Here is an 11,482-nt window from a genome sequence, read left to right as displayed (position 1 = left end):
ACCCCTACTTCGACAACGCCAAGTTCCTGGCGATCGTGCTGGTGGTGGTGTTCCATGCGGTGGAGTCGCTGCGCGACGTCCCCGCGGTGCGCGCCGCCTATGTGTTCGTCTACCTGTTCCACATGCCGGTGTTCATCGTGATCACCGGATATCTGTCCCGCGGCTTCACCCGCTCCGCGGACCGCACCCGCAAGCTGGTCGTCCAGCTCCTCATCCCCTACGCGATCTTCGAGACGCTGTACTCGCTGTACTTCTGGGCGGTCTCGGGCGGCAAGCCGCTGGAGATCAGCCTGCAGCGCTCCTCGTATCTGATGTGGTTCCTGCTGGCGCTGGCGCTGTGGCGGCTGTCCACCCCGCTGTGGCAGCGTCTCCGCTGGCCGCTGGGGGTCGCGGTGGGCGTGTGCCTGCTGGCGTTCATGACCGATCTGCCCCGCGATCTGACGCTGCCGCGCCTGCTGGGGCTGCTGCCGTTCTATGTGCTGGGGCTGATGCTGCGGCCGGAGCACTTCGAGCCGCTCAAGCGGCCCGCGGCGCGGGCGGCGGGCGCGCTGATCCTGGCGGCGGCGTTCCTCGGGGCGCTCACGGTGGCCCGCGGCTGGTCCACCGACCTGATCTTCTGGAACGACCCGCACCACGCCCTGGGCATGAGCAACGTCACCGGCACCGTGGTACGGACGACGATGCTGGCGGCGGCGACCGTGCTGGTGTTCGCGTTCCTGGCGGTGGTGCCGGCCCGGCGCACCTGGTTCACCGGGCTGGGGGCGGCGACCCTGTACGCCTATCTCTTCCACGGATTCATCGTGCAGATGCTGCGCACGGTCGATTTCTACGAGATCGAGCGGCTGCACACCGTCGCCGGGGCGGTCGCCGTGGGCGCCGCCGCCGTGCTCGTGGCCGTCGTCCTGTGCACCCGTCCGGTGGTGCGCGCCACCCGCTGGCTGGTGGAGCCCAAGGTGGACTGGCTCTTCGCCGAGCGGACCAAATCTTAGGCCGCCCGTCTTGCTGAGTTAACCATTCCGCCACCGATCGGGGCACTCGCCCACCTATGGTGGGTTTCCGTCGCACTCATTCGCAATTTCCGCCGATAAAGATCGGGTTTTCACCTTGCGCGTTTTCTGCGTCATTCCCGCCCGGGGCGGTTCCCAGGGCGTTCCCCGCAAGAACCTCGCCCTCGTCGGCGGTCGTCCGCTGGTCGCGCGGGCGGTCTCATCCGCCCTCGCCGCGCCCTGCGTCGACGCGGTCGTGGTCAGCACCGACGACGAGGAGATCGCCGCGGTCGCCCGCGCCGCCGGGGCCGAGGCGGTCATGCGCCCCGACGCCCTCAGCGGCGACACCGCCTCCTCGGAGTCGGCGCTGCTGCACGCCCTCGACCGGCTCGAGCACGATCCGGAGGTGACGGTGATGGTGCAGTGCACCAGCCCGTTCATCGACCCGGCCGATCTGGACGCGGCGGTGCGGCGGGTGCTGGACGGCGAGGCCGACTCGGTGTTCTCCGGTCTGCGGACCCATGAGTTCCAGTGGCGCGCGACCGGGACGGGCGGCGTCACCGGGGTGGGTCACGACCCCGCCCGCCGGCCGCGCCGCCAGGACCGGGCCCCGCACTACCGGGAGACCGGGGCGTTCTATGTGATGCGCACCTCGGGGCTGCGCGAGCACCGGCACCGTTTCTTCGGCCGCATCGACGTGCAGCCGGTGCCGACCGCGCACGCGGTGGAGGTGGACGAACCGGCCGATCTGGAGCTGGCCCGGGCGATCGCGCTGATCGCCGACCGGCCCGAGCCGCTGGACGTGGACGCGGTGGTCACCGACTTCGACGGCGTGCACACCGACGACCGCGTGTACGTCGACCAGGACGGCCGTGAGACGGTCGCGGTGAGCCGCGGCGACGGCATGGGGGTGGCGCGGCTGCGCGAGGCCGGCGTGCGGATGCTGATCCTCTCCTCCGAGATCAACCCGGTGGTGGCGGCGCGCGCCCGCAAGCTCGGCGTGCCCGTGCTGCAGGGACAGGCCGACAAGGCCACCGCGCTGCGCAAGTGGCTGGCCGACGAGGGGCTGGACCCGGCCCGGGTCGCCTACGTCGGCAACGACGTCAACGATCTGGGTTGCCTGGCCCTGGTCGGGTGGCCGATCGCCGTCCCCGACGCCCATCGGAGCGTGCTGGCGGCGGCGCGGGTGACGCTCACCCGTCCCGGCGGCGAGGGGGCGGTCCGTGAGTTGTGTGAACGGGTCCTGGCGGCCCGCGGAGATCGAAAGACCGAGGACGGGGGCATATGAGCGGCCCTGTGAGCGACATCGCCCGGGCGACGGAGATCAAGCCGGTGCGCATCGGCGACCACGAGGTGGGCCCGGGCAGGCCGGTCTATGTGATCGGCGAGATCGGCATCAACCACAACGGGGACGTCGACATCGCCCGGCGCCTGATCAACATCGCCGCGGACGCCGGCTGCCAGGCGGTGAAGTTCCAAAAGCGCACTCCGGAGATCTGCGTTCCGCCCGAGCAGCAGGGCAGGCCGCGGCGGACGCCATGGGGCGAGATGACCTACCTGGAGTACAAGCGCCGGGTGGAATTCGGCCGGGACGAGTACGAGCAGATCGCCAAGTACGCCGCCGACCGCGGCATCGACTGGTTCGCCTCCCCGTGGGACGTCCCGTCGGTGGAGTTCCTGGAGGAGTTCGACGTGGTCGCCCACAAGGTGGCGTCGGCGTCGGTCACCGACAAGGAGCTGCTGCGGGCGCTGGCCGCCACCGGCAAGCCGATCATCCTGTCCACCGGGATGTCCACCCTCGAGGAGATCGACGAGGCGGTGGAGATCCTCGGCACCGACAGGCTGGTGATCCTGCACGCCACCTCGACCTACCCGATGCCTCCCGAGGAGGCCAACCTGCGCACCATCCACACGCTGCGCGACCGTTACGGCGTGCCGGTCGGCTACTCCGGCCACGAGCGCGGCCTGCAGATCTCGCTGGCGGCGGTGACCATGGGAGCGGTGATGGTGGAGCGGCACATCACCTTGGACCGCACCATGTGGGGCTCCGACCACGCCGCCTCTCTGGAGCCGACCGGTCTGGAGCACCTCGTCCGCGACATCCGTATCATCGAGGAGGCCCTCGGCGACGGCGTCAAGCGCGTCTTCCCGGGCGAGGAGGAGCCGCGCGCCCGGCTGCGCCGGGTGACCGACTGACGTCCCTTCGGGGCGATCGTGCAGCGGGCGGGCGAGGAGGACCGCACCGTCCGCGACCCGGCCGTCCTCACCCGATCGCACGCCACAGTCAGCCGACGCGGAACGGAGCCCCGGTGACCACCCTGTCGGTCATCATCCCCATGCGGGACGTGGCCCCCTATCTGGGAGACCTCCTGCTCAGCCTGACCCACAACGATCGCGAGGACTTCGAGTTCATCGCGGTCGACGACGGATCGGCGGACGCCACCCCGCAGATCCTGGCCGAGCACGCGCAGCGGATGCCCAACCTCCGGGTGCTGCGCAACGACGAGGCGGTCGGGCTGAGCGGCGCCCGCAATCGCGGCATGGCCGCCTCCTCCGGCCGGTACATCACCTTCCTGGACGGCGACGATTGGCTGGCGCCGGGCCATCTGCAGCGGGCGGTGGCGGCGATCGAAGAGCTCGGCTGCGACTTCATCCGCACCGACCACGTCCAGGTCTTCGGGCGGCGGCGCGAGGTGCACCGGGCCCCGATGGGCCGGCGCGGCGTCAGGCTGGACCCCCGCGACGGCATCCTGCCGATGCACACCAAGACGATGGTGGACTACCCGTACGCATGGGCGGGCGTCTACCGCCGGGAGCTGCTGGAGGAGGGGCTGCTGCGCTTCGACGAGGAGCTGCTGACCGCCGAAGACCGGCCGTGGATCTGGCGGCTGCACCGGCGGGCCTCCTCGTACGCGGTGGTCTCGCTGCCGGGGGTGTTCTACCGTCGTCAGGTGGCGAACTCGCTCAGCCGGGTCGGGGACCGTCGTCAGCTGCACTTCTTCGCGGCGTTCGACAAGGTCCTCGACGAGCTGGCCGACGACCCCGACCGCGACAGATTCATGCTCAAGGCGGTGCAGAACTACTGCGCCATCATCGCCCACCACCTGAGCGAGCGGGAACGGCTCTCTCCGGCGCTGCGGCACGTCCTGCGCTCCCGGGCCCGGGAACGGCTGCGCTCCTTCCCCCCGGACGTGCTGGCCGCGGTCCGCCCCGGGATCGGCAAGGAGCGGCTGGACCTGTTCGCGACCACCCTGGGCATCGGCATCTGACATGACACAGATCTTCCTCGTCTCGACCCTGTTCGGCGCGATCACGGTGTCGGCCGCGATGGACGCGGGGCGGTTCGGCCCGCCGGACCGCAGGCGGATCCTCCTGGTCAGCAACACCGCGTCGCTGCCGGAGATGTCCACCCCGGTGCATCGCGCCCCCGGATTCGCCGCGCTGGCGCCGCGCTGGGAGGAGATCCGCTACTGGAACGAGGAGATCGCCCCGCTGCACCCCAGCGGCTGGGAGCCCCGTCAGGAGGACCAGCCGCTGCTGGAGCGGTGGCTGCGGGACCGGTGGGGGCTGGGCGAGGAGCCGGTCGAGCTGATCGCGGAGTCGATCGCGGTGCCGCCGTCGCGCGCGCTGGCGCAGATCTTCTTCGACGCGGAGATCACCGTCTACTCCGACGGCCTGATGAGCTACGGGCCCACCCGCAACGCCCTGCCCCACGGCATCGGCACGCAGATCGTCCGGCAGCTGCACCTGGACCTGGTGCCCGGCCTGGAGCCGCAGCTGCTGCGCGAGCACGACGTCCCGGCGCAGATCATCCCGGACGAGCACTTCCGGGCGGTGCTGGAGGAGGTCCGCGCCGAGGTGGCGCCGATCCTGGCCGAGCAGTTCCCCGACCCGCCTGCCGACGGCGGCGAAGCGGCGCTGATCGTCGGCCAGTATCTGGCGGCGCTGGACATCCTCACCCCGCAGGAGGAGGACGAGCTGCACCTGAGGATGCTGCGCGGCGCGGTGGCCCGCGGGCATCGCACGGTGCTGTTCAAGCCGCATCCGGCCGCGCCCGCCACGATGAGCGCCTCCCTGGCCGCCGAGGCCGAGCGGCTGGGCGCCCGGCTGGTGGTGACCGACGCACCGGTGCCGGCCGAGACCTGGTGCGCCGCGATCCGGCCGGGCCTGATCGTGGGGTGCTTCTCCACCTCGCTGGTGACGGCGTCGCGCTACTACGGCGTCCCGGCGGCGACGGTCGGCGCGACCGAGCTGCTGGAGCGGTTGACCCCCTATGAGAACAGCAACCGGATCCCGGTCACGATCATCGAGGCCACTCTGCCGGAGCTGCGGCCGGACGGCACGCTGACCGACCCGTGGATCGGCCCGGACCGGATCGAGTCGGAGCTGGTGCCGCTGGTGGCCGCCGTCGCCTACTGCATGCGGGCCTCGGCGCGGCCGGAGCTGCGGGAGGCGGCGATCCGGTATCTGGAGCGCAATGTCGGCGGGCGGGCCAGGCGCTATTTCAAGCGCCGCCGGCTGACCGCGCTGGGACTGCCGGGCGGGATCGCCCGGTCGCATCCGTGGGTGCTGAACGCCGTCCTGCCGCGCAGCAGCCGCCGCCGGCAGCTCGCGGTGAGCGTGCTGCGGCAGGCCGAGAGGCTCAAGAGCAAAGACTCCGGCTCCTGAGGCCGCGCGCAGACGCCCGACGAGCGCTTCATTTCCCCTTTCTGGACTTTCCGTTCTCGTGAAAGCGGCTCGCCCGCCATTCCGAGGCCGGGCGACGCCATTCCCGATCATCGCTCCCGGTCGCCCGGCTTCGCGCCTCGCGTTCGGAGATCCCCTCGGCGGAGCGCCTGCGCCTCGGCGGCGGAGAGCCGACAATGGCGCACGAGAGACGGGCTCGACGCGCCCCGGCGAAGGGGTCGGGAAAAGCGGCCGCATGACTCGGGGGACGACTCGAGAGCGTCCGGAGTGGGCCATACGACTTCAATCCGAACGTGAAGCGCGCAAGTGGAGCAAAACGGAGATGGCCCGCCGGCTGCTGGCCGCGGCGGGCTCCGACAGGGCGACGTCCGGAACCTGACCCGACAAGTCCTCCGCCGGGAGACCGGGAAGGTCTTCCCGCGCGAACGGGCCGCCGCATACGCGATCGCGTTCGGCATCCCCCTGGAAGGGCTGTTCGGCAGCACACCGGCCACCGCCATGAACGAAGACCGTCGTCATCTGCTCATCTCCCTCGGCCTCCTCGGCATCGGCGGCGCCCCGCATGCTCAGGCCTTGGAGGGGCTGCGGACCGCGTTCACCCGGACTCTGCCCGCCGATCACACCGTCGAGGACTGGGAGGAGGTCGCCTGGGAGCACGCACGCGCCTACCTGGCCAGGCCGCCCGCCAGGCGCCGTTCTGCCCGACCTGGTCGCCGACCTCGCCGCACTTCAGGCCGTCCTCCACCGGACCGAGGAGGAGTCCATCCGCCGTCGTCTGTGGTCGCCCGGCGGCAAGCTCGCCGCGCTCATCGCCATGGCCAACGCCGCTTCGGGCCGCCGACGCCAGGCACGCGACTGGTGGGTGGCCGCCCGTCACGCCGCCGATGCCTCCGGCGACCGAGACCTGCGGGTCTGGGTCCGCGGCTATGAGGCGATGAGCGTCCTGTACGCCCGTCGTCCCCTGGAAGCGGCCCTCAAACGCGCCGACGAGGCGATGGCCATCGCCGGACCTCGCCCCTGCGCCGCCGTCCTGGAGGCCATGGCGGCCCGCGACCAGGCCCTGGCGATCCGGGGCGACGGCGACGCCGCCGGCGAGACCTCGGCGGTCATGGAGCGGCTGTTCGGCACGCTTCCTCCCGCGCCCGCCGACGACCGTCTCTCGGTGCACGCCTGGCCGGAGACCGCCCTGCGGCACACCCAGGCGTTCGTGTTCACCCACAGCGGCGACGGGCGCGCCGCCGACCGCGCCGTGACCGCCGGCCTGTACGTGCCGGTGTACACCGAACCCCCTACCACGCCGCGCCCACATTCAGCCGGGGCCGGTTCCCGGTCCGCACCCGGCGGCAGACGGCCTCGCCGGGTTTCACCCTGCTGGCCGCCCGCCGGGAGGGCGCCCTCGTCGGCTTCGCCTTCGGTCTCCCCATGGCCCCGGGAAGCTGGTGGGCCAACGCCTCGCCTCCGCCGGCCGAGGTCCTGAACGCCGCCAAGTTCGCCGTGATCGAGCTGGTCGTCGCTCGGCGGTGGCGGCGCCGCGGCCTGGGCGGGGAGCTCCTGCGCACGCTGTCGAAGGGTCGTCCCGAGCCGTACGCCACGCTCGCGGCCGTCATCGGCTCGCCCGCCCACGCGTGGTACCTGCGCTCGGGCTGGCGGAAGGTCGGGGAGTTCCGCGTCGAGCCTCCCTTCTCCGACGCCCTCCTCCTCGACCGTCGCGGGAGGACCGCCTGAACGACGCCGCGGTCCCGCCCGGAGCGGCCCCGGCGGGGCCGGATGTGTTCGGGCACGAGGGACGCGTCGCGGCGAATCCGTCGTCCCGTCCGGCGGGGACGCGGAGCTGTGGGATGCGCGGCCGGCGGCATCGGGGCCCGCGGGGCGATGCGCCGCCGAACGGACCACTGGACCAGGCGCGCCTAGGTCGCCGGGGGGCGTCGGCGCAGGGCGCGGCGCAGGCGCTGCAGGCGGCGGAACGCGGTCGGGCCGACCTCCAGCCGGAGCCTGGCCCGCGGGCCGCCCAGCCGGCCGCTCCACGCCGGCAGGTGGATCGGCCGCGGCAGCTCGCCGCGGCGGGCGGTCCGCAGCAGCCCCTCCAGCAGCCCGAGCCAGGTGACGTCGGCGGGGTCGTGGAAGTAGTTGTCCGCGCACCACCGGGGGTCGGGGGTCTTGAACCGGGCCGCGGCCAGGTCCTCCAGGGTGCCCAGGCAACCGCTGCCGTCGAAGACCAGGTTGATCATCTCGGCGTTGACGCCGAAGTCTGACAGCACCAGCAGCGGCACGTCGGCGGCGATGGCCTCCAGCGCGGCGGTGGAGCTGACGGTGACGAACCCCGCGGCGTGCGCCAGATGCCCGCGCATCGGCCCGGCGTCGAAGCGCAACGCGTCCCGGCGCACCCGGCCCGCGTCCGCCAACGCCCGCCACAGCTCCTGGTAGTGGTGCTCCTCGCGGTGGGTCTGCTGCTCGTCGGCCAGCGCCCGGAGCTTGACCACCACCTGCAGGTCGGGACGTCGCCCGGCCAGCTCCGCCAGCGCCAGCAGAACCCGTTCCCGGTCGGCGGGGGCGGGCGGAACCTTGGCCTGGGTGGCGAACACGACCCGGTCGCGCACCGGCGCCGGCGGGGCCGGGTCCAGGAACGGCAGCCGGGCGAGGCCCACCGCGCCGGGCAGTCCGAGCCGGGCGGCGATCGCGGTGAACTCCTCGACCTCCCGTCGGCTGTGCACGACGAACAGGTCCACCGCGCTGCGGAACAGCCAGGCGCGCTCGGTGGCGGGGACGGAGATGCCCGGCAGTCCCGACACCAGGACCGGCCGCCGGCCGGCGGCGGGGAGCATCCGGGACAGCACCTTCACCACCGGACCGGTGCAGCCGAGCACCACCGCATCGGGGCGTTCCCGGCGGACCCGCCGGACCAGCTCGCGGGCGGTGAGCACCTCCGGCGTCGCGGCGGCGGTGCCGCTCAGGGCGGAGCGGATCTGCTCGGCCGACGGCACGATGGGCGACCGGACCAGCGTCAGGGTGCGGGGCCAGTCGGCGGGCAGTTGGTCGAGCAGACCCGCGGTCCATTTGAGATAGGAGTCCGAGTCGGCGACCGCGAGCACGCGCGGCGCCGTCACGTGGCGAGCTCCGGGCCGTTCAGGGAGAGGCCGAGGTGGTCGCGCAGGCCGGGGTCGGCGGCGTCCGTCCACCAGTCCGAGGGCACGGGCACGCCCTCGATCCTAGTTCCGGAGGAGCGCAGCACCAGCCGCAACGAGGTGAGCGCGGTGGAGGGCAGGCCGACCACCCGGTGCTCGGCGGTCAGTCCGCGCAGCGAGATCTCCACCGGCACCCCGGTCTCCGTCACCGAGATCCGCGGGTCGGCGCGCAGCTCGTCCAGCACGTCGGCGGATTCGCGGCGATGCGGCCGGTACTGCAGCGGCTCGGCGGCGGCCAGCGACCGCACCCACGCCAGATAGCGGTCGCGGTGCACCAGGCCGTTGCGCACCAGCGAACTGCCCAGCACCACCAGCCGCTGCGGCGGGGCCTCGGCGGTCGGGCGGCTGCGCAGCCAGGGGAAGTCGTGCAGGTGCACCGCCGCCCCCACTCCCCGCACCGCGTCGCGCAGCCCGGCGGAGATCGGCAGGGCGGTGCAGACGGTCAGCCGCCCGGCGGAGGCCGCGGAGCGCAGCCGGGCCCAAGCGACCGTACCGAGCGCGCGGCGGGCGGGGCCGGGGCGGAGGCGGGCCCGCACCAGCGCCCTGGGCCGGGAGGCGACGAGCAGTTCCAGCAGGCGGACGGTGGCCAGCCCGTCGTCGACGATCACCATCCGGCGGCGGCGGAAGGTGAGCAGCCCGCGCTGCACCACGCCGGAGAAGGCGTCGCCGATCACCCAGACGCCGTCTTCGGGAGGACGGACGGGGCGCGGCGCGCTGCCGGCCACCCGCAGGCCGGGCGGGAGGCCGAGGCGTTCGATCTCCGCCGCGGTGGGCTCCAAGGACGGCACATCGGACCGCAGCCACACCTCGGCGTCCGGCCCGAACAGGCCCGCCCGGTGCGCCTCCACGGCCGACAGCAGCTGCAGGGGCGATTCCGCCCAGATCACCGATGACGACATGTGGTTTGACTCATTTCATCGACCGAGCCGAGACTAACCACCCTGTCTCCACCGAAAACGACGAATACCTGAACACTCCGCAAACAGGAGCCCACCAGACAGGGATTTATCTGTTTTTGGATACAGAAAAGAGGGCACTCCGGGTACGCTGTGTCCCGCCATGAGCAATTCCCCCACTCCCGACCCCGACAGCCGTTCCGGCGGCTGCCGCACGCCATGAACGGCGCGCGGCAGCGGCCTTCCGCAGTCCCCCCGCCCTCGCGTCGCCGTTTTCTGCGAGGGGTCGCGGCGACGGCGGCGGGAGCGGCCGCCGCGGGGGCCGCGGCGGCGCTGGCGGTCCGCGGCGAGGGGGCGTCCCGACCGCGTCCCCTCCCCGCCCCGGCGGGCGCCCGCAGGCGCCGCCCCAACGTCGTCCTCGTGGTCGCCGACGACCTCGGCCATGGAGAGCTGGGCTCCTACGGCCAGCGCCGGATGCGCACGCCGCGACTGGACCGGCTGGCGGCGGAGGGGATGCGTTTCACCTGCTTTTATGCAGGTGCGCCGGTGTGCGCGCCGAGCCGGTGCACGCTGCTGACCGGCCGGCACGTCGGGCACGCCCGGGTGCGCGACAACCCCCGCGGGACGGACGCGCCGCTGCGGCCGCAGGACGTCACCTTCGGCATGGCGCTGCACAAGGCCGGATATCGGACCGGATTGTTCGGCAAGTGGGGGTTCGGCGGTCCCGATCCCCATACCGACTCCCATCCCAACGACAAGGGGTTCGAGGAGTTCTTCGGCTACCTGTCGCACAAAGAGGCGCACAGCCATTTCCCACTGAAACTATGGGAAAATCGCACTCCGGTGCGGTTTCCGGCCAATCGCCGCCGGGGCAGGACCGTGTACGCGCCGGAAGTGATCGTGCAGCGCGGCCTGCAATTCATGGAACGGCACCGGAAAGAGCCGTTCCTGCTGGTGCTGGCACTGCCGCTGCCGCACGCGCCCTCGCTGGTGCCCGGCGACCCCTACCCCCGGAAACCGTGGCGGGCGCCGGACCGAGGGCACGCCGCCCAGATCGGCCTGCTGGACTCCTATGTGGGGCGGCTGGTGGACAAGCTCGCCGAGCTGGGCCTGACCGACGACACGCTGGTGTTCTTCACCGCTGACAACGGGCCGCACGAGGAGGACGGCGTCGACCCGGACTTCTTCGGGGCGCGCGGCGGGCTGCGCGGATACAAGCGCAACCTGTACGAGGGCGGGATACGGGTGCCGTTGATCGTCTGGGGGCCGGGACATCTCACCCGGACCCGCGGCGCCGTCAACGCGCGCCCCGCGGCGATGTGGGATCTGTTCCCCACCTTCACCGACCTGGCGGGCCTCGGACCGGCCGAGGGCGACGGGATCTCGCTGCGCGGCGCCCTGACCGGCCGGGGCGACCCGCCCCGGCACGAGTACCTGTACTGGGCCCGGCCGACCGGAGACCGGCGCACCCCGCGAGCGGCCCGGACCGAACGCGGCCGCACCTGGCGGGCCGCCGCCGCCGTCCGGTTCGGCGACTGGAAGCTCATCGGCTACGCGCCGGGCCGGCGGTACTCCCCTCCGGACGACACCTGGTCGCTGGAGCTGTACGACCTGCGCTCCGATCCGGCGGAGACGACCGACCTCGCCCCCGCGCGCCCGGAGGTCGTCGAGCGCGGGATCGGCTATCTGCGCAAGGCCTGGACCCCTCCCGAATGAACACGGACGACGAGTG

Annotated in this window: 9 protein-coding genes; 7 read left to right on the top strand and 2 right to left on the bottom strand. The window is 72.7% G+C overall.

From position 1 onward, the window contains the following. From EIO00_RS23345 to EIO00_RS25740, 6 genes are all read left to right on the top strand, one after another. Positions 1–989, top strand: a 989-nt coding sequence (locus EIO00_RS23345) for an acyltransferase family protein (RefSeq protein WP_140182485.1), incomplete at its 5' end; no start/stop codon positions are given. Positions 990–1,104: 115 nt separating this feature from the next. After that, positions 1,105–2,274: an acylneuraminate cytidylyltransferase gene (locus tag EIO00_RS23340; protein ID WP_140182483.1), complete on the top strand. Its 1,170-nt coding sequence runs from the start codon at positions 1,105–1,107 to the stop codon at positions 2,272–2,274. Then, positions 2,271–3,182 (top strand): N-acetylneuraminate synthase family protein, encoded by a 912-nt coding sequence (locus EIO00_RS23335; RefSeq protein ID WP_140182481.1) that lies wholly within the window; start codon positions 2,271–2,273, stop codon positions 3,180–3,182. The genes EIO00_RS23340 and EIO00_RS23335 overlap by 4 nt, the downstream gene beginning before the upstream one ends. A gap of 113 nt (positions 3,183–3,295) precedes the next feature. Then, positions 3,296–4,255 (top strand): glycosyltransferase family 2 protein, encoded by a 960-nt coding sequence (locus EIO00_RS23330; RefSeq protein ID WP_140182479.1) that lies wholly within the window; start codon positions 3,296–3,298, stop codon positions 4,253–4,255. A 1-nt stretch (position 4,256) separates the two neighbouring features. Next, complete coding sequence (locus EIO00_RS23325) at positions 4,257–5,654, top strand: alpha-2,8-polysialyltransferase family protein (RefSeq protein WP_140182477.1); 1,398 nt, start codon at positions 4,257–4,259, stop codon at positions 5,652–5,654. Positions 5,655–6,689: 1,035 nt separating this feature from the next. After that, positions 6,690–7,397 carry a GNAT family N-acetyltransferase gene (locus EIO00_RS25740; RefSeq protein WP_175596318.1) on the top strand — a complete coding sequence of 236 codons (708 nt, stop codon included), beginning with the start codon at positions 6,690–6,692 and terminating at the stop codon, positions 7,395–7,397. 182 nt (positions 7,398–7,579) lie between these two features. Here the strand turns inward: EIO00_RS25740 and EIO00_RS23315 are convergent, their stop codons facing one another. Together EIO00_RS23315 and EIO00_RS23310 are read right to left on the bottom strand one after the other, a co-directional pair. After that, positions 7,580–8,776, bottom strand: coding sequence for a DUF6716 putative glycosyltransferase (locus EIO00_RS23315; protein WP_241661552.1), 1,197 nt, complete (start codon positions 8,774–8,776; stop codon positions 7,580–7,582). Next, positions 8,773–9,753: a hypothetical protein gene (locus EIO00_RS23310; protein WP_140182473.1), complete on the bottom strand. Its 981-nt coding sequence runs from the start codon at positions 9,751–9,753 to the stop codon at positions 8,773–8,775. Before EIO00_RS23310 ends, EIO00_RS23315 begins: the two co-directional genes overlap by 4 nt. Positions 9,754–9,969: 216 nt before the next feature. On the opposite strand from EIO00_RS23310, the gene EIO00_RS23305 reads away from it, so the two are divergent. Next, positions 9,970–11,466: an arylsulfatase gene (locus EIO00_RS23305; RefSeq protein WP_140182471.1), complete on the top strand. Its 1,497-nt coding sequence runs from the start codon at positions 9,970–9,972 to the stop codon at positions 11,464–11,466. Positions 11,467–11,482: the final 16 nt, after the last annotated feature.

Source organism: Thermomonospora catenispora (assembly GCF_006363815.1).
GTDB classification, from domain to species: Bacteria; Actinomycetota; Actinomycetes; order Streptosporangiales; family Streptosporangiaceae; genus Thermomonospora; species Thermomonospora catenispora.
Note: the sequence above shows the minus strand (reverse complement) of the source record. Positions and strands in the feature narration are given on the sequence as shown.

Bases quoted from the DNA above. Each gene is read 5' to 3' on its own strand.
- EIO00_RS23310 (WP_140182473.1), bottom strand. From the start codon at position 9,753: ATGTCGTCATCGGTGATCTGGGCGGAATCGCCCCTGCAGCTGCTGTCG.
- EIO00_RS23325 (WP_140182477.1), top strand. From the start codon at position 4,257: ATGACACAGATCTTCCTCGTCTCGACCCTGTTCGGCGCGATCACGGTG.
- EIO00_RS23335 (WP_140182481.1), top strand. From the start codon at position 2,271: ATGAGCGGCCCTGTGAGCGACATCGCCCGGGCGACGGAGATCAAGCCG.
- EIO00_RS23305 (WP_140182471.1), top strand. From the start codon at position 9,970: ATGAACGGCGCGCGGCAGCGGCCTTCCGCAGTCCCCCCGCCCTCGCGT.